Here is an 18129-nt window from a genome sequence, read left to right as displayed (position 1 = left end):
ACCTTCAGCGCGTCCCCTCCCACGTGTACTGCAGATAACAGCCGGTCACATGAGCGGGAGGAGTGCCATGAGTCGCCAGAGTGTGGCGAAGGCCCACCAGAAGATCCAGGAGTTGTCCTGGGAACCGGCGTACCACGAGCCGGTCTCCCAGTACGGCACCGACTACACGTTCCGCAAGGCGCAGAAGAAGGACCCGCTGAAGCAGGTCCTGCGGTCGTACTTCCCGATGCAGGAAGAGAAGGACCACCGGGTGTACGGCGCCTCCGACGGCGCGATCCGCGGCAACATGTTCCGCCAGGTGCAGGAGCGCTGGCTGGAGTGGCAGAAGTTGTTCCTGAGCATCATCCCGCTGCCGGAGATCTCCGCCGCGCGGGCGATGCCGCTGCTGTTCCGGACCGTCCCGAACCCCGAGCTGCACAACGGGCAGGCCATCCAGATGATCGACGAGGTCAGGCACTCGACGATCCAGCAGAACCTCAAACGCCTGTACATGAACAACTACATCGACCCGGCGGGCTTCAACTCGAGCCTGCGGAACTTCCAGAGCGACTACTGCGGCACCATCGGCCGGCAGTTCGCCGAGGGGTTCATCACCGGTGACGCGATCACGGCGGCCAGCATCTACCTGACCATCGTGGCGGAGACCGCGTTCACCAACACGCTGTTCGTCGCGATGCCGGCCGAGGCCGCGGCCAACGGCGACTACCTCCTGCCGACGGTCTTCCACTCGGTCCAGTCCGACGAGTCCCGGCACATCAGCAACGGCTACGCCACCTTGCTGATGGCGCTCGCCGACGAGGACAACCACCAGTTGCTCGCCCGCGACCTGCGCTACGCGTGGTGGAACAACCACCGGGTCGTCGACGCCGCCATCGGCACGTTCATCGAGTACGGCACCAAGGACCGCCGTAAGGACCGCGAGAGCTACGCGGAGATGTGGCGTCGCTGGATCTACGACGACTACTACCGCAGCTACCTGGTGCCGCTCGAGAAGTACGGGCTCGAGATCCCGCACGACCTGATCGAGGAGTCCTGGAACCAGATCTGGAACAAGGGCTACGTGCACGAGGTCGCGCAGTTCTTCGCCACCGGCTGGCTCGCCAACTACTGGCGGATCGACCCGATGACGGACAAGGACTTCGAGTGGTTCGAGTACAAGTACCCGGGCTGGTACGACAAGTACGGCGCCTGGTGGGAGAACTACAACCGCCTGTCGCGGCCGAACGGGCACAAGCCGATCGTGTTCGAGGACGTGGACTACGAGTACCCGCACCGTTGCTGGACGTGCATGGTGCCGTGCCTGGTCCGTGAGGACATGGTGATGGCGAAGGTCGACGGTCAGTGGCGGACGTACTGCCACGAGATGTGCAAGTGGACCGACGAGACCGCGTTCCGGCCGACGTACCAGGGCCGGCAGACGCCGAACATGGGCAAGCTGATCGGCCACCGCGAGTGGGAGACGCTGTACCACGGCTGGAACTGGGCCGATGTGGTCTCCGACATGGGCTTCGTCCGCGACGACGGCAAGACCATGGTCGCGCAGCCGCATCTCGACCTGGACCCGGACAAGATGTGGACGCTCGACCACCTGCGCAAGTGCCCGCCGCTGGCGAGCCCGAACGTGCTGCTCAACGAGATGACCGATGACGAGCGCACCGCGTTCGCCGCCCGCTACGTCAAGGGAGGCCCCGCCGGCCGTCCCGCACCTGCCGACGCCTGATCCGATGGGCGGCAAGCACGTCGTGCGGTTCGAGCCCGTCGGCATCGAGATCGAGGTCGACGAGGAACAGACGATCCTGCGTGCCGCGGCCGAGCAGGGCGTGATGCTCATGCACGGCTGCAAGGAGGGACAGTGCGCGTCCTGCAAGTCGTTCGTCCTCGATGGTGAGGACATCGACCTGGACCGCTACTCCACCTTCGCGCTGCCCGAGTACGAGCTGGACGAGGGCTACACCCTGCTCTGCCGGGCGCACGCGTTCGAGGACCTCACGATCGAGCTGCTCAACTACGACGAGGAGATGATCCGGTCCGGGCTGCCGATCCAGGAGCGCACCGCCGAGGTCGTGGCCATCACCCCGGTGACCCACGACCTGCGGCACCTGGTGCTGAAGCTGTCCGGCCCCGGCGAACTGAAGTTCTTTCCCGGGCAGTACGTCGACCTCCAGGTGCCGGGCTGGGATGCCAGCCGCTCGTTCTCGATGGCCAACACGTCCAGCCGGGAGAGCGGGCAACTCGAGTTCGTCATCAAGGTCTACCCGGGCGGCCTGTTCTCGGAGTTTCTCGACACCGAACTGCAGGTCGGCCACCGACTGGAGCTGAGCGGGCCCTTCGGGGTGTTCACCCTCCGGGACAACCCGGGCGCCCGGCTGGTCTTCGTCGGTGGTGGCGCCGGACTGGCGCCGATCCTGTCGTTGCTGCGGTCGATGGCCGACCGCAGCATCGACCGGCCGGCGGTCTTCTACTACGGCGCCCGTACTCGTGCCGACCTATGTTTCGAGGACGAGCTCCATGAGCTGGAGGAACGGTTACCGCAGTTCCGGTTCGTGCCAGCCCTGTCGGAAGACGAGTGGGACGGCGAGAGCGGACTGATCACCGATGTGGTCCGCCGGCTCGAGCCGGATCTCACCGGCGCAGATGCCTACGTGTGCGGTCCGCCGCCGATGGTCGAGGCGGCGATCCCGCTGCTCGAACGGCTCGGTGTCGCGACGAAGCACATCTACTACGACAAGTTCACCACGACCGGCGACGCCGGTGACTCGAAGGTGCTGGAGGCAGGAAACCTATGACCACCACACAGGACTCACCTAAGTTCGAACGCAGTGTCCCCAAGCCGGTCTTCACCGACGCCGAGGCCGGCGCCAAGGAGTTCCCGGACTCGACACTCCGGCACTACAACTACTACAAGCCGCAGAAGCGCAAGCAGAGCCACTACGAGGACGTCACGGTCGACGTCCAGCCGGACCCCCGGCACTACCTCAGCCAGGGCTGGCTCTATGGGTTCGCCGACGGGCGCGGCGGCTATCCGCTGGACTGGACCGCGCTGAAGGCCTGGGGTTCCGACAAACCGTCACCGCAGCGCGGACCCGGGACCGGAGGGCTGATGGTCAAGGACTGGCCGGCCACCGGCTGGCACGAGTTCCGCGACCCGAACGAGGAGTGGGAACTCACCCTCTACCGCTACAACTCGAACGTCGTCCGCCAGGTCACCCAGAACGTCGAGGCGGCCAAGCAGTCGAAGGCCTTCGAGCAGTGGAACCCGAACTGGGTGCGCTTCGTCGAGCACCACGTCGGTGCTTGGATGCACGTCGACCACGGCCTCGGTCTGTACCTGTTCGCGAACGCGAACCGGCGCGCGCCGACGAACATGCACAACAACGCGATCTCGGTGAACAGCATGCACCGGATCCGCGCCGCGCAGGACCTCGCGCTCTACAACCTCACGCTCTCGGAGGAGATCGAGGGGTTCGACGGCAGCGCGCACCTGCAGACCTGGAACAACGACCCGGCCTGGCAGGGCGTCCGTGACGTCGCCGAGCAGCTGACGGCGATCGACGACTGGTGCGAGGCGATCTTCGCCGCGAACGTTGTCTTCGAACCGCTCGTCGGCGAGCTGTTCCGCAGCCAGCTCGTCCAGCAGGCGTCCCCGCGCAACGGGGACTTCGTCACCCCGACGGTGATCGGTGCGGCCGAGTACGACTTCGCCGAACGCGACCTGCGCTACACCACGGCGATGTTCGAGCTGCTCACGAACGACAAGGAGTTCGCGGACCACAACAAGGCGATCCTGACGGGCTGGTTGGGGTCCTGGACGGAGAAGGCGCTGGGCGCGGCCCGGAAGCTGCAGCCGCTCTGGTCGCAGCCGGACGCCAAACCACCACGGTTCGAGGACGGTCTCGACCGCGTGAAGAACCGGTTCAGCGGCATCCTCGGCCAGCTGGGCCTCGAGGCACCGAAGGAGTTGGCACAGTGACCACGCTCAGGGCAGTCGTCGAGAGCCCGTTCAAGTCGGACAGCACCGCGTCCAACAAGTGCGGTGTGACGCTGATGAACAACCAGGTCGGCGCGGTCGTGGCCGAGGTGATGACCGGTGTGGACAACGTCACCGTGACGCACCTGCCGTCGATGATCCGGGTCGACGCGATCGGCCGGATGGACTTCGTGTACGACGACATCTCCGAGGCGCTCGGCGAGGAGCCGGGGTACTTCGACCAGGCCGAGTTCGAGGAGAACATGTCCACCCACTACGGGCGGATGGTGCACCTGGACGACCGGACCATCATGTTCGCCAACCCCGAGGACGCCGCCGAGTACATCGGCTTCGACCTGACCGCATCCAGCTGACAAGGGGGTCTTTTCGTGTACGAGAAGAACGGTGAGAAGTACTTCGTGGTCGACAGCCACATGCACTTCTGGGACGCAGGCCCCGACAACTGGGTGCCGGGGGCCGAGCAGTACGCCAAGGGCTGGATCGAGTGTTTCCACGCCTACCAGAGCCTCGCGCCGAAGGAGACCCACTGGACCATCGAGAAGTTCATGAAGTACTCCGAGGACGACCTGATGAAGGACGTCTTCGAGGACGGCTACGTGGACGTCGCGGTGTTCCAGCCGACGTACCTGAAGGAGTGGTACAAGGAAGGGTTCAACACCACCGAGAAGAACGCGGCACTGGGTGAGAAGCACCCGGGCATGTTCGTCCACAACACCCGGTTCGACCCACGCGACAGCGACGCCGGCCTGGAGGAGCTGAAGGCCAACGTCGACCGGTACGGCTCTCGCGGCGTGAAGCTCTACACGGCCGAGTGGAACAACGGATCGCGGGGCTACAAACTCAGCGAGCCGGCTTCGTACCGCTACCTGGAGAAGGCGCAGGAGCTGGGGATCAAGAACATCCACGTCCACAAGGGCCCCACGATCTGGCCGCTGGACAAGGACGCGTTCGACGTCTCGGACGTCGACCACGCCGCGACCGACTTCCCGGAGCTCAACTTCATCGTCGAGCACGTCGGGCTGCCGCGGATCGAGGACTTCTGCTTCATGGCAACGCAGGAACCGAACGTGTACGCCGGTCTGTCGGTCGTCATCGGCGGTCTGATGCACGCGCGGCCGCAGTTCTTCGCCAAGGTGATGGGCGAGCTGCTGTTCTGGGTCGGCGAGGACAAGATGACGTTCGGCAGCGACTACGGCATCTGGGAGCCGAAGTGGCAGATCGAGGGCTTCGTGGACTGGGAGTTCCCCGACCAGCCGGAGTTCGCGGACTACCCGCGACTCGGGGTGGACGGCAAGAAGAAGATCCTCGGGCTGAACGCCGCCAAGCTGTACGACCTCAAGGTGCCGGACGAGCTGCAACTGAAGGAGGACACACCGGCCGCACAGGACGACTCCAAGCTGGTTTCGTCGTAATGACAACGATGGTTGCCGAGCGGGACCGGGTTCTGGACGCACTGGGTGCGGTCCGGGACCCGGAGCTGGACGAGCCGATCACGACGCTGGGTTTCGTGTCCACCTGCGTCGTGTCGGCCGCCGGTGACGTGGTCGTCCGGCTGCGGCTGCCGACGTACTTCTGTGCGCCGAACTTCGCCTTCCTGATGGTCGCCGACGCGTACGACGTGGTCTCCGCGCTGCCCGCCGTACGGTCGGTCGACGTCGCGCTGGAGGATCATTTCGCGGCCGCGCAGATCAACGCCGGCGTGGCGTTGCGAGCCGGGTTCGTCGCGTCGTTCGACGGTGAGGCGACGGCCGAGCTGGACGAGTTGCGCCGTACCTTCGTCGCCAAGGCGGTGCTGGCCGGGACCGATCAGGTCTGCCGGCCACTCGTTGCGTCAGGCATCGATCCGGCCGGCGTCGCCCGGCTGACGATCGCCGACGTGCCGCCGTCACCCGAGCTCGACCGGCTGGTCCGGCGCCGGGCCGAGCTCGGGCTGCCGGTGGGTCCGGACGCGCCGCTGCTCGTCGACGTCGGCACGGGTGCGGCGATCGCCGGTGCCGCGGCGGCACGGCACCTCGGGCTGGCCCGGTTGACCCGGACCGGTATCGAGGCCAACACCGGGATCTGCAGGGGAATGCTGAAGCACCGGTACGCCGAGTCCGGTGCGGGCGAGGAGGAGCAGGGATGAAGGCCGTTCGACTGCACGGGTACCACCAGCAACCAGTGGTCGACGACGTACCGGAACCGGTCGTCAAGGGCCCGCTGGACGTCGTCGTCAAGATCGGCGGCGCCGGAGTGTGCCGTACCGACCTGCACATCATCGAGGGTCAGTGGGACGCGGCGATGCACCCGTCGTTGCCCTACACGATCGGTCACGAGAACGCAGGCTGGGTCCACCAGATCGGCTCGGCCGTCACCAACGTGCAGGTCGGCGACACCGTCATCCTGCACCCGACCCCGACCTGCGGGTTGTGTCGCGCCTGCCGTGCCGGGGACGACATGCATTGCGAGAACAGCACGTTCCCGGGACTCGACAGCGACGGGGGGATGGCGGAGTACCTCCTGACCTCTGCCCGCGCGTGCGTGAAGCTGGACCCGAGCACCCGGCCGCAGGATGTCGCAGCGCTGGCTGATGCCGGAATCACGGCGTACCACGCGGTCCGCAAGGCGCTTCCGCTGCTGCCGCCGGGCACGACGGCCGTGGTGATCGGCGCGGGCGGTCTCGGGCACATCGGCGTGCAGTGCCTGGCGGCGCTGACCGCGGCCCGGATCATCGTCGTCGACCGTAACCCGGACGCGCTGAAGCTGGCCGAGCAGCTCGGTGCCGACCAGACGGTAGTTGCTGATGGCAAACAGGTGGACACCGTGCTGGAGCTCACCGACGGTGCCGGCGCGCACGTCGTGCTGGACTTCGTCGCCGAGCAAGGCGCGGAGCAGGACGGCTTCGCGATGACCGGCCGCGGCGGTTCCTACTTCGTGATCGGGTACGGCGGCCAGGTGCAGATCCCGACTCTGGACATCATCTCCACCGAACGCAACATCGTCGGCAACATCGTCGGCACGTTCAACGAGCTGGCCGAACTGATGGCGCTCGCCCAGGCCGGGAAGGTCACGCTGCACACCCGGACGTACCCCCTCGACGCGGCCGCCGACGCGGTCGCCGATCTCGATGCCGGCCGCGTCCGCGGCCGCGCGATCCTCGTTCCGTAACGACCATTTCCGGAGGGAACTGATGGCCAAGGAACTCAGATTCGGAGAGCAGGCTCGCGACTTGTTGCTGTCCGGCGTCGACCAATTGGCCGACGCGGTCAAGTCGACGCTCGGGCCCAAGGGCCGCAACGTGATCCTGGAGAAGATCACCGGGTCGCCGGTCGTCACCAACGACGGTGTGACGATCGCCCGGGAGATCTTCCTGAAGAACCAGTTCGAGAACATGGGCGCGCAACTGGTGAAGGAAGCCGCGATCAAGACCAACGACATCGTCGGCGACGGCACCACCACCGCGACCGTGATCGCACAGGCGATCATCCGCGAGGGCATGATCGCGATCTCCAACGGCGGCAACCCGGTCCTGGTGAAGCGGGGCATCGACGTGGCCGTCGGCAAGCTGGTCGAGCGGCTCCGTGAGGTCGCCCATCCGGTCGCCACCGAGCTGGACTTCGCCCGGGTGGCGGCGATCTCGGCCAATGACGACGACGTGGTCGGCGCCGCGATCGCGAAGGCGCTGTTCACGATCGGCGACGGCGGGATCGTCACGGTCGAGGAGTCCGCCGTCCACGGCATGGGGGTCGACTTCGTCGAGGGATTCGAGTTCGACAACGGCTACCTGTCGCCGTACATGGTGACGGACCCGGGCAGCCTGCAGGCCAACCTCGACGACCCGTACATCCTGTTGTGCAGCGAGAAGATCACCAAGGTGCAGGAGATCATGCCGCTGCTGGACAAGATCATGCGCGAGCCGCGGCCGTTGGTGATCATCGCCGAGAGCCTCGAAGGTACGGCGCTCAGCATGCTGGTGCACAACCACGTCAACGGGCTGTTCCAGTGCGTGGCCGTGAAGGCGCCGGGGTTCGGCGACCGGCGGCTGCACAAGTTGGAGGACATCGCGGCGATCACCGGTGGCGCGGTGTACAGCCGGCATTCGGGCTTCACCCTCGAGACGATGACGCTCGCCCAGCTGGGCCGCGCGGATCAGGTCCGGGTGAATGCGGACCGTACCGCGATTGTCGCGTCTTCCGGGCGCGAGCAGGAGGTCGCGTTCCGGATCGCGCAGTTGCGTGCCGAGCTGGAGCGCGCGACCTTCGGCGTCGACGAGGACGTGCTCACCGAACGGATCGGTTCGCTGTCCGGCAAGGTCGCGGTGATCCGGGTCGGCGCACCGACCCCGGCCGAGCTCAAGGAGCTCCAGCACCGGGTCGAGGACGCGTTGTCGGCCACCCGCGCCGCGATGGCCGAGGGCATCGTCGCCGGAGGCGGGATGGCACTGCTCCATGCCGCACCGGCGCTCGACGCCTTGGAGGTGAAGGACGACTACGCGACCGGTGTCGAGATCGTACGGCGGGCGTTGCGTGAGCCGGCGTACCTGATCGCGACGAACGCCGGCTACAACGGTGCGGAGGTGCTCGAGCGAACCGGCCAGATGGGTGTCGACGACGGTTTCGACGCACTCGAAGGCCGCTACGGCAACATGCTCGAGATGGGCATCATCGACCCGCTCCGCGTCGCCCGGTCAGCGCTGCAGAACGGCGCCTCGGTCGCCGGCCTGCTCCTCACCACCAACACCTTGATCGCCGAGGAACAAACCCCGTGGGGCGGCAGCGCGGCCCTGATGACCGAGTACGGCGCCCTGGATGAGGGCCTCCACCAGCCGTCCCCGGACTCCAGCACACCACAGTCCCTGGGCCTCGGCCCATCAGTCGGCTAACCCTGCCGCAGGAAGAGGTCCGGGCAGCCTCGTGCCAGCCAGCCAGCCAGCAGGAGATTCGCGCCCCATATCCGAAGCCAGCCACCCACTCACGCTGCCTGTCGTTCGGGCCCCAAACCGGTTTGGGGAGTCCTGCCCACCCGGATCGGGCAGTGGTGCTCCCCAGTCGGAGGGAAGAGCCTCCCCAAACCGGTTTGGGGAGGCGCGTCGGGTTCGGTTGGGTGGACTTATGACGCCACTTGCGGCGCAGGACACTTGCGGCTTGGACGTCAGCGGGGCCACTCCGCGGTGGCTCGGACCAGGGCTGTGAAGGCCTCTTCGGGAGGAGTGAGGATTCGGTCGGCGCGGCGGACGAGGGAGACCTCGCGCTGTGGGGGAGCCGGGCTGATGTCGAGACACACCAGGAAGCCGACCTCGACCTCGCGGCGTACGACGTGTTCGGACAGGACCGCCAGGCCCAGCCCCTGCTGTACTGCCTCTTTCACCGTGTCCGAGCCCCACAGGTCCCAGGTGTCGACCTGATCCAGTCCCCAGGCGCGGAGCGACTGCTCCTGCAGCCGGCGGGTCGCCGATCCCGGCTCGCGGAGCAGGAAGCGGCTGGTCGCGATGTCGGCCGCGGTGATCCGGCGATCCTTCAGCGGGCAGCCGGCCGGCGCGACCAGGACCATGTCCTCGGTCAGCACCGGCTCACTGCGGAGGGCCTCGGCCGTCGGGGTCGCCGCGCACAGGCCGAGGCCGACCTCGCCGGCCAGCAACCACGACTCGACCGTGTCCTCGTTCCCGACCCGGATCTGGCACGACACCTTGGGTGCGCGGATCGTGAACTCGCTGATCAGGCGCGGCAGCAGATAGGTGCCCAACGTCGTCGTACCGGCCACCACGAGCTGGCCGGTGTCGAGCCCGCGGTACCCGGCGGTCGCGTGCTCGAGCCGGTCCAGCAGGGCCAGGACCTCGCGCGCATGCTCCACGACGACCGCACCGGCAGGCGTCGGCTGGGCGCCGTGCGGCCCGCGCTGGACCAGGCTCACGCCCAGACTCCGCTCCAGCTGCCGGACGTGGTTGGAGACGGCCGGCTGGCTCATGTAGAGCGACTTCGCCGCCGCGGAGAAGCTACCTTCGTCGACGACGCGAACCAGGATCTCCAGCTGCGTGAGACTGAACATCGGCCGCCTTTCCTGCGAGAACGCGGCCATCGTCGCACGGAGACGTCAGTACCTGATACAGGCCGACCGGAGGTCGGTGTAGAAGTTCCAGACGTCCGGCGAGCATTCCGGCGCGCCGAGCTGGGAGGCCTTGGCGCCCATGTGCGGCAGGTGCGAGTACGCGCCCACACCGGGGCGGTTCACGTGCAACATGCCTGCCTGGAAGTCCTGCAGCGCCTGGAACATCAGCGCCGGGTTCTGCGTGAAGATCGTCCCGGACATCCCGTACTTCACCGAGTTGCTGATCCGCATCGCGTCGTCGTACCCGTCGCAGGTGATGACGGACAGGACCGGCCCGAAGACCTCCTCCTGGGCGAGTTCGGAGTCCCATGCGACGTCGTCGAGCAGCGTCGGCTTGACGAAGTACCCCGGGGTGCCGAGCTCGGCCGCCCCACCGCCGGCCAGCAGTTCGGCGCCGTCGGCAACGGCCTGCTCGATGGCCTGGAGACAGGCCTGGTGGCGCTCGTCGTTGACGACCGGACCGATGTCGGCGTCCGGCTGGTCTCCCGGACCGATCTTCATGGCGCGGACCCGCGGGGCGAGCCGGGCCATCAGCTCGTCGTGTACGGCGCGGTCGACGATGATCCGGCTGGTGGCCGAACACCGTTGACCCGACTGGCCGTACGCGCCGTGGACGATGGCGTCGCACGCCGCGTCGAGGTCGGCGTCGGCCAGCACGATGAGCGCGTTCTTGCCGCCGAGCTCGAGCTGGGTCCGCATCAGGCGGCCGGCGCCGGCCCGGTTGATGGCCTGGCCAACGGGCAGCGATCCGGTGAAGGAGATCCCGGCCACTCGCTCATCGTCGACGAGGGCCTCGCCGGCCTCGCGGTCGCCCTGCACGAGATTGAGTACGCCGGCCGGCACGCCCGCGTCGTGGAACGCCTGGACGAGCAGAGCCGCCGTCAGCGGAGTCAGCGGGGATGGCTTGAGGACCGCCGTACAGCCGGACAGCAGGGCCGGAGCGACCTTCCAGATGGGGATGGTGAGGGGGAAGTTCCACGGGGTGATCAGGCCGACGACGCCGATCGGACGCCGGAACGTCAGCACGACGGTGCGCGGCTCCTCGGCGGCGGTGGTCTCGCCGTTCATCCGGCGCGCCTCACCGATGTGGAACTCGAGAATCGCCAGCCCACGGGTTACCTCGCCGCGCGCCTCGCCGAGGCGTTTGCCCTGCTCGCGGGTGATCGCCGCGGCGAAGTCCTCGATCCGCTCCTCGATCAGCCGGGCCGCCTTGGTCAGCACCTTGGCCCGCTCGATCGGCCCGATCGCGTCCCAGTCCGGCTGAGCGGCCTCGGCGGCGTCGACCGCCGCGGTGACATCGGCCGCGACGGACTCGCCGAACTCACCGATCACGTCGCCGGTGTCGGCGGGGTTGAGGTTCGGCCGGGTCTGCCCACCGCTGCTCGGTGTCCACGTTCCGTTGACGTAGTTGAGCAGGTGGTCCGCCTGGACCTTGAAGTCGAGGCTCACGAGGAGATCTCCTTGAAATCGATGGCGATGCGCGGCGCACCGCCGGTACTGGCGGTCTTCGTCGCCTGCACGATGTCGGCCAGCGCGTACGGCGCCGGAATCAGGCCGGCGAACAACTGTTGCGCCGGCGTGCGCTCGAGGAAGTCGATCGCCTCGACAAGGTCGTCGACCCGGTAGTTGTGGCTGCCGACGACGGTCGTGAGGTTCTTGACGAAACCGCTCGGTTCGAAGCTGATCTCGGGAGCGGGCGACACCGAGCCGACCAGGGCGATCCGGCCGCCCAGATCGACCACCTCGAACGCTGACCGGACCGCGTGGCTGTTGCCGGACAGTTCGAAGATGACGTCGGCGCCGTACTCGCTCGTGGTGGCGGCGAGGTCCTGCGGCTCGACGACGGTGGTGGCGCCGAAGCGCGTCGCCAGCTCGCGGCGCGACGGATCGACGTCAGACGCAATCACAGTCGTGCAGCCGAGGTCGCGGGCATACGCCACCGCGGTCAGCCCCAACATTCCGCATCCGAGCACCACAACGACATCGTCCGCGGTGAGCTTGGTACGGCGAGCCGCACAGGTGACCGTTGCCGTGGCGCAGTTGGCGGGCGTGGCGACGGTGGCGGGCAAGTGGCCCGGCACCTTCACCAGACCAGTGCCCGCCACGAGGTGCACGTGCGTCCCGAAACCACCGTTGAGCTTCCAGTGGTCGTCGATCGCCTCGTGGCCGTACTTGCGCACTGACAGGCACTTCTGGGGTATGCCGCGCAGGCACCGGCGACACGTGCCGCACGCCGTACCGATCGTCCAGGTGATGCGATCACCCTCGCTCACCGGCTCTCCGTCAGCGGCGGTCACGCCGCCTCCCGTGGCGACGACGTGGCCGATGGCCTCGTGCCCGAGGACGGTCGGCAGCGGAGTGGGGCGGTCGCCGTTGATCGTGTGCAGGTCGCTGCCGCAGATCGTGGCCAGCTCGGTGCGGACCAGGACCTCACCCGGCCGCAGCACAGGCAGCGGCAGCGTGTCGACGGAGAAGCCCGCTTCCACGCCGGACCAGACCGCCGCGGTCGCGTTCACTGTCGTCATCATTGTGTCCCGTTCAGTCGTTTCAGCGGCGGATGGTCGACGCTACGGCGGCACTCGCCGTACAGCTGATCGCCACGATGAGAAAGATCAGCCCGGCGTCGCCGCCGTTGTGGTCCATGATGCGGCCGATGATGGGTTCGGCGGCGCCGGCGAACAAGTAGGCGAAGAAGTTGACCACGCCCACCGCCGTACCGGCCATCACCTTGCCGGCGAGGTCCGGGCACAGCGCCCAGAACGACGACTGCGGCCCGTAGACGAAGAAACCGGCCAGGAACAGCAGGACGATACCCAGGCCGACACCGGGGTGCAGGGCCCAGATCCCGAGGGAGCTGAGCGCCCCGAGCACCATGAAGAGCATGATCGGGCGGTCGCGGCGCGAGCCGAACAGGCGGTCCGAGAGCTGACCGTTGACGAGGGCACCTACCGCCATACCGACGGGCAGCGCCACCGTGATCCAGACCGCGTTGTCGGTCTTCTTCCAGGCGTCGCCGAGGAAGTACACCGGGACCCAGATCAGCAGGCCGTACCTGGCCGCGTTCTGGAACCCGATCGCGATACCGGTGAGCCAGATCCTGGGGATCCCGAGCACGGCCTTGTAGCGGTCCGCCGAGCTGGGCGCCGCTGCCTCGCTGTCGTACGCGACATCGTCGGCGTCATGGGTGAACGAGCGCGGTGGCGTGATCCCGGCACTCTTCGGGGTGTCCCGCGCGAGCACGAAGAAGGTGATCCCGCCGACGAGCATCAGCAGCACCGGAAGGCGGAACAGCCACTCCCAGTCCAGGCCGAACGTCGTGATCGTCAACGTCGAGGTGACGTAGACGAGAACCGACGACGAACCGGCCGCCAGCGTGTAGAAGCCGAAACTCTTGCCCCGTTCGTGGTGGCTCCACCAGTTGGAGATCACCCGGCCGCCGGCCGACCAGCCCATGGCCTGGACGAAGCCGTTGGCCCCGAGGGCGACGGCCATGCCCGCCGGCGAGGTCATGAAGCTGGCGATGATGCACAGGGCCGTCGACAGGACCGCCCCGAGAGCCATCAGGCGGCGACCTCCGAACTTGTCCGCGAGGTTGCCGTTGACCATCTGGCCGATGGCGTAGGACCACAGGGCGATACCGCTGATCGTGCCGACGGTCGCCTTGGTCCAGCCGAGGTCCTTCTGGATGCCGGTGATCGCGAAACCGAAGGCCTGCCGGCCGGTGTAGAAGAACAGGTAGCAGAACATTGCTGCGAGCAACATTCGCCAGGCGAGGCGCCGGAAGGAGGCGTCGGAGACGGGTTCGGCCGAGACGTTGCCGGTGCTGGGGTCAAGTGTGCTGGACATCCTCGTCGCAGACCTCTCTCAGGGGTAACGCGCAGGACGGGGTCGACTCACGACGCAGGGGCGGCCGCGAGGTCATGCTCGGACGCGAGGGTCGTGGCGACCCAGAACGCGTCGTAGTTGTGGATGTACGCCGGCCGGCCCCAGGGCTCGTCGAGCTCTTCCGGCCGGGGTAGCACCCGGTTGATCAGGAACGGGATCTGCAGCTCGCCCAGCGCGCCGTGCGACCGCAGGGGAGCATCGAGGCCGGTCAGGTCGTGCCAGGCGGCGTACCGGCCCAGGGCCGTGCCCTTCTCGGCGAGGACCACGATGTCGCCGATCCGGTCGGCAGGCAGCGAGAACCTGTCGGCGGCCTCGTCCCGGTTGCACACGGTCTGTACGCCGTCGATCGTCCGGAGCGCCTCGATGGTCGAGTCGAGGTCCGCGCCCGCGGGCAGGTAGACGCTGGCGAAGGAGCCCAGCGCACCGTGGTGAACGGTGTACGGGTCCGTGATCGGCAGGATGACGCGCAGCTCGTCCGACCCCGGCTCGGCGCCGGTCGAGCCGAGGATCCGGCGTGCCTCGTCCTCGACGAAGACGACGTTCGGCGCACCGGTGTCGTCGGTCTTCGCGCTCATGCCGTGGTCGGCGGTGAGGACCACGACCGCGCCGAGCGCTTCGAGTTGTGCGGCGTGCCGGTCGATCTCGGCGTACAGGTCGTTGGCCGCCTCGGTGCCGGGGGCGTGCTTGTGCTGGATGTAGTCGGTGAGCGACAGGTACATCAGGTCGGCGCCGCGGGTCTTCATGATCTCGACGCCCGCGGCCAGCGCGAAGATGGACAGGTCTGCCGAGTACACGCTGGGCAGCGGCCTGCCGACGAGCGCGAGGACGTCGTCGATGCCGTTCTCCTCGAGGTTGGCCTGGTCGGCCTTCTCGGCCGAGAAGCAGATCCCGCGCCGGCTCGGTTCGACGAACTCACCGGAGCCGTCGAGGCTGGGACCGGCCTCCACGACCCCGGCGCCGAGCAGCCGCCGCAGCTTGTCCTTGGCGGTGACGACGACGACGTCGAGGCCTGCCTCGTTGGCGGCCGCGAACAGCGTCGGCGCCCGCAGGAACGACTTGTCGTTCATCAGCACTTCCGCACCCGTTGAGGTGTCGAAGAGGTAGTTGCCACTGATTCCGTGTACTGACGGCGGCTGCCCGGTCGCGATCGACACGTTGTTCGGGTTGGTCAGCGCAGGCATCGCGCAGTGCGCCTCCCAGGACGTTCCCCGCCCGCTGTCGAGTACCTCGGCGAGCCACGGCATCCGGCCTGCTTTGACAGCCTCGAGGTGGTAGTCCGGCTCGCTGCCGTCGATACAGATCACAACGACCGGCGCACCGTGGGTGGTGTAGGTCCGGTCGTTGATGCTGAAGGTGGTGGTCACGGAGTCTCCTGCGATCGGGTTCTCGGGATCGATGTCACTGTCCAGCCCCGCAGGTCGCACCGGGAACCCCGGTTTGGGCTATGGACCGCATAGCCAGATCCCGCATACCGCGCGGAAGCACGGGCTGCCAGTGTTCGAAGTCGTCCGCCGGTCCGCCCCGAGGAGCCCGCTCATGCGATTACGTCTCACCGCCCTGACCACCTGCACAGCCATCGTGCTCGCCGCGGTCGTCGCACCCACCGCGACCGCCGCCACCGTCTCCAGCGTCCCGAAGGTCCTGTTCGTCGACATGGACGGCATGCGCTGGGACAAGATGCAGCAGGCCGGTACGCCGAACTTGTCCGCCGTCGGCGCGACGGGCCAGTTCGGGCCGGCGTACATCCAGGACAACGCCATCGCCGGGACGAACTCCGGTCCCGGTCACTCGAACATGTTCACCGGTGTCTGGCCGGACAAGCACAACGTGCTCGACAACTCGTTCAACGGCTACCGCAAGAGTCAGTACCCGGACTTCATCACGCGCGCCGAGGGACTCAAGCCTGAGTTGTCGACGTTCACCACGCTGGACTGGACGCCGCTGAACACCTACCTGATCGACCGGCCGGACGTGAAACTCCAGCAGGACGGCGCCAACCAGCAGATCACCGACCGGCAGAGCACCGACGCTGCGCTCGAGATGCTCGGCGAGCACGACCCGGACCTGATGATGGTCTACCTGCACGACGTCGACGCGACCGGTCACGCGCTCGGCTCGGACAGCCCCGACTACCTCGACGCGATCCGTCGTGTCGACGCCAAGTTCGGTGAGTTGGTCGCCGCGGTCAAGGCGCGGGCGACGTACCGGAACGAGCGTTGGCTGATCGTCGCGGCCACCGACCACGGCCAGACCGGCTTCGGTCACGGCGGCGACCAGCACACCTCACGCCAGGGCTGGATCCTCGCTGCCGGGCCGGGGATCCCGACGACCGCCACGCTGCGGCGGGAGTGGCGGCAGGTCGACATCATGCCGACGGTCTACCGGCATCTCGGCCTGCCGATCGACCCGGCCTGGGGTCTCGACGGCGTGCCGATCGGTGCCCGGAGCAACGATCCGTTCGACACCGTGCCGGCCACGTCGGGCGTGGTCGACGAGGCACCCAAGCCTGAGGGTGTCGGCGGCTGGACGACTGCGCTGCCGACTGCGTGGACCCGCGTCGACAAGACTCCCGCCGGCAGCGGGGTGACCGAGTACCGCGGCTGGCGCCTGATGAGCGGCGAGTTCTGGACGACCTCCCAGGAAGGTCAGGGCCGCGGCTCGTTCGTCCGGGGGCGTGACGTGATCGCCGTCGCCGACCCGGACGAGTGGAACGACAAGGGCGACCCGGCGGCCGGCGGTGCGCTGTTCGACAGTGCGCTCACCACGCCGTGGGTGCCGCTGCGCAAGGCTTCCGGCGTCCAGGTCGACTACCTGAGCCACTACAAGCAGGTCGCTGCAGGGCCGCCGCAGGACGCCGAGGTCGTGGCGGAGTTCGACAACGGCGTGAAGCGCGTGCTGTGGACCGCCTCCGCGGCCGACGGTGCGAAGTTCGACATCAGCAAGGCGATGCACTTGACCACCGCGGTCCCCACCGGCGCTACCCAGGTACGCGTGACCTGGCACCTGACTGCCGGCAACAACGGCTACTGGGCGATCGACGCACCCAAGGTCGCCGCCGGCTGAGCAGTGGCGCCCTCGGTGTTGATGAGGACGACGGCGTCCGGTGACGGGCGGGAGTCGGTGACTTGCAGAGCGGCCAAGGCGGCGGCTCCGCAAGGACCGGCGGGGATGTTGTAGCTGTGAAGCAGGGCCTGGGCGGCGCGGGTCTCGTCATCCGTGACGGCGATGGCGGCGTCCAGGCCGCGGTGGATGGTGGGCCATGCGGTGGAGGAGACCGTGCCGCAGTTGAGGCCGGCCATGATCGTGGGGGCCGAGGTGTCGACCGTGACTGGCCGGCCGGCGGCGAGGGACTTCGTGACGCAGGCGGCGGTGACCGGTTCAACGGCGAGGACCGACGTACGGCGGCCCGCCACCCGGTAGTGCTCGATCGCGGACTGCAGCAGCGACCCCACACCTGTCGGTACCACGACGAGTCCGATCTCCGACGGAAGCTGTCCGTCGATCTCCGCGAACAGCGTCGAATACCCGGCGACGATCCACCGTGGCACTTCCTCGTACCCGGGCCAGGCGGTGTCCTGGATCAGCACGTCACCATCGCGCACACTCGCCGCGGCGGCCTGTACTGCGTCGTCGTACGGGAGGCCGGTGTCGACGACCGACGCACCTTCGTCGCGGATCGCCTGCACCGGGGCCTCCGGCAGACCGGCCGGGACGTAGATGCGGGACCGGAGGCCGAGTGCCCGCGCGAGATACGCGAGAGCCCGGCCATGGTTTCCGTCCGTCGCGGTCACCAGCGTGAGCCGGCGACCGGCGACCAGCGAGACCAGTTCGGCGAACGTCCGCGCCGGCCCGAGCGCACGGTTGACCGCCCACGACGCGCCGAGCACCTTGAACGCCGGCAGCCCGAACCGGTTCGACTCGTCCTTCACCCACACGCTCCCGGCCCCGAGCAGCTCCGCGAGCGCGGGCACCTCGATCAGCGGCGTCGCGGCGTACCCGGGCATGCTCCGATGGAACTCCAGCGCGGACTCCCGCACTCCTGGCGCGATCCAGGACCCGGCCCCGGGATTCGTCGCCCACGGGCGCTGCACAGGCTTCGTCATCCTCCGCGTCTCCATCCGCTGCGCCGGCAATTGCCGGTACTGACATGCATCAATTCATCGCTGAGCGTG

At 67.9% G+C, this 18129-nt stretch carries 15 protein-coding genes; 9 read left to right on the top strand and 6 right to left on the bottom strand.

The features are described from left to right. Positions 1-67: 67 nt before the first annotated feature. From E0H45_RS39655 to groL, 8 genes are read left to right on the top strand one after another with little or no spacing between them, the layout of a single operon-like run. Entirely contained in the window at positions 68-1720 is a 1653-nt protein-coding gene (locus E0H45_RS39655; protein ID WP_131347533.1) for a ferritin family protein, read from the top strand. After that, on the top strand, positions 1644-2786 hold the full coding sequence (locus E0H45_RS39650) for an NADH:ubiquinone reductase (Na(+)-transporting) subunit F (protein ID WP_202872744.1): 1143 nt from the start codon (positions 1644-1646) through the stop codon (positions 2784-2786). Before E0H45_RS39655 ends, E0H45_RS39650 begins: the two co-directional genes overlap by 77 nt. Next, positions 2783-3970 (top strand): ferritin family protein, encoded by a 1188-nt coding sequence (locus E0H45_RS39645; RefSeq protein WP_131347531.1) that lies wholly within the window; start codon positions 2783-2785, stop codon positions 3968-3970. Before E0H45_RS39650 ends, E0H45_RS39645 begins: the two co-directional genes overlap by 4 nt. Then, complete coding sequence (gene mimD, locus E0H45_RS39640; protein WP_131347529.1) at positions 3967-4341, top strand: propane 2-monooxygenase effector subunit MimD; 375 nt, start codon at positions 3967-3969, stop codon at positions 4339-4341. Before E0H45_RS39645 ends, mimD begins: the two co-directional genes overlap by 4 nt. A gap of 15 nt (positions 4342-4356) precedes the next feature. Beyond that, entirely contained in the window at positions 4357-5400 is a 1044-nt protein-coding gene (locus E0H45_RS39635; RefSeq protein ID WP_131347527.1) for an amidohydrolase family protein, read from the top strand. Then, positions 5400-6113, top strand: coding sequence for an iron-sulfur cluster assembly protein (locus tag E0H45_RS39630; RefSeq protein ID WP_131347525.1), 714 nt, complete (start codon positions 5400-5402; stop codon positions 6111-6113). Before E0H45_RS39635 ends, E0H45_RS39630 begins: the two co-directional genes overlap by 1 nt. Continuing rightward, positions 6110-7135 (top strand): NAD(P)-dependent alcohol dehydrogenase, encoded by a 1026-nt coding sequence (locus E0H45_RS39625; protein WP_131347523.1) that lies wholly within the window; start codon positions 6110-6112, stop codon positions 7133-7135. The genes E0H45_RS39630 and E0H45_RS39625 overlap by 4 nt, the downstream gene beginning before the upstream one ends. A 19-nt stretch (positions 7136-7154) precedes the next feature. Then, positions 7155-8849 carry a chaperonin GroEL gene (groL, locus tag E0H45_RS39620; protein WP_238155709.1) on the top strand — a complete coding sequence of 565 codons (1695 nt, stop codon included), beginning with the start codon at positions 7155-7157 and terminating at the stop codon, positions 8847-8849. Positions 8850-9118: 269 nt separating this feature from the next. On the opposite strand, the gene E0H45_RS39615 is transcribed toward groL, so the two are convergent. The 5 genes from E0H45_RS39615 to phnA are packed head-to-tail and all read right to left on the bottom strand — an operon-like array spanning position 9119 to position 15321. Further along, positions 9119-10012 carry a LysR family transcriptional regulator gene (locus tag E0H45_RS39615; RefSeq protein ID WP_165546774.1) on the bottom strand — a complete coding sequence of 298 codons (894 nt, stop codon included), beginning with the start codon at positions 10010-10012 and terminating at the stop codon, positions 9119-9121. Between the two features lie 45 nt (positions 10013-10057). Continuing rightward, positions 10058-11521, bottom strand: a complete 1464-nt coding sequence (locus E0H45_RS39610; RefSeq protein WP_131347517.1) for an aldehyde dehydrogenase family protein — start codon at positions 11519-11521, stop codon at positions 10058-10060. Beyond that, positions 11518-12600, bottom strand: a complete 1083-nt coding sequence (locus E0H45_RS39605) for a zinc-binding dehydrogenase (RefSeq protein WP_131347515.1) — start codon at positions 12598-12600, stop codon at positions 11518-11520. Before E0H45_RS39605 ends, E0H45_RS39610 begins: the two co-directional genes overlap by 4 nt. Positions 12601-12619: 19 nt before the next feature. Further along, positions 12620-13918: an MFS transporter gene (locus E0H45_RS39600; protein WP_131347513.1), complete on the bottom strand. Its 1299-nt coding sequence runs from the start codon at positions 13916-13918 to the stop codon at positions 12620-12622. Positions 13919-13965: 47 nt separating this feature from the next. Beyond that, positions 13966-15321 carry a phosphonoacetate hydrolase gene (phnA, locus tag E0H45_RS39595; RefSeq protein ID WP_131347511.1) on the bottom strand — a complete coding sequence of 452 codons (1356 nt, stop codon included), beginning with the start codon at positions 15319-15321 and terminating at the stop codon, positions 13966-13968. 172 nt (positions 15322-15493) lie between these two features. Between phnA and E0H45_RS39590 the strand changes: the two genes are divergently transcribed. Continuing rightward, positions 15494-17020, top strand: coding sequence for an alkaline phosphatase family protein (locus E0H45_RS39590; RefSeq protein WP_165546773.1), 1527 nt, complete (start codon positions 15494-15496; stop codon positions 17018-17020). On the opposite strand, the gene E0H45_RS39585 is transcribed toward E0H45_RS39590, so the two are convergent. After that, positions 16981-18060: a pyridoxal-phosphate dependent enzyme gene (locus E0H45_RS39585; protein WP_131347507.1), complete on the bottom strand. Its 1080-nt coding sequence runs from the start codon at positions 18058-18060 to the stop codon at positions 16981-16983. The two genes, E0H45_RS39590 and E0H45_RS39585, sit on opposite strands and share 40 nt — an antisense overlap. Between the last annotated feature and the right edge of the window lie 69 nt (positions 18061-18129).

The organism is Kribbella soli (genome assembly GCF_004331345.1).
GTDB classification, from domain to species: Bacteria; Actinomycetota; Actinomycetes; order Propionibacteriales; family Kribbellaceae; genus Kribbella; species Kribbella soli.
This window is presented reverse-complemented; position numbering and strand designations above follow the sequence as displayed.

Coding starts and splice junctions, on each gene's coding strand:
- E0H45_RS39645 (WP_131347531.1), top strand. CDS start 2,783: ATGACCACCACACAGGACTCACCTAAGTTCGAACGCAGTGTCCCCAAG.
- E0H45_RS39655 (WP_131347533.1), top strand. CDS start 68: ATGAGTCGCCAGAGTGTGGCGAAGGCCCACCAGAAGATCCAGGAGTTG.
- E0H45_RS39600 (WP_131347513.1), bottom strand. CDS start 13,918: ATGTCCAGCACACTTGACCCCAGCACCGGCAACGTCTCGGCCGAACCC.
- E0H45_RS39630 (WP_131347525.1), top strand. CDS start 5,400: ATGACAACGATGGTTGCCGAGCGGGACCGGGTTCTGGACGCACTGGGT.
- E0H45_RS39615 (WP_165546774.1), bottom strand. CDS start 10,012: ATGTTCAGTCTCACGCAGCTGGAGATCCTGGTTCGCGTCGTCGACGAA.
- E0H45_RS39625 (WP_131347523.1), top strand. CDS start 6,110: ATGAAGGCCGTTCGACTGCACGGGTACCACCAGCAACCAGTGGTCGAC.
- E0H45_RS39590 (WP_165546773.1), top strand. CDS start 15,494: ATGCGATTACGTCTCACCGCCCTGACCACCTGCACAGCCATCGTGCTC.
- E0H45_RS39650 (WP_202872744.1), top strand. CDS start 1,644: ATGACGAGCGCACCGCGTTCGCCGCCCGCTACGTCAAGGGAGGCCCCG.
- E0H45_RS39605 (WP_131347515.1), bottom strand. CDS start 12,600: ATGATGACGACAGTGAACGCGACCGCGGCGGTCTGGTCCGGCGTGGAA.
- E0H45_RS39585 (WP_131347507.1), bottom strand. CDS start 18,060: ATGACGAAGCCTGTGCAGCGCCCGTGGGCGACGAATCCCGGGGCCGGG.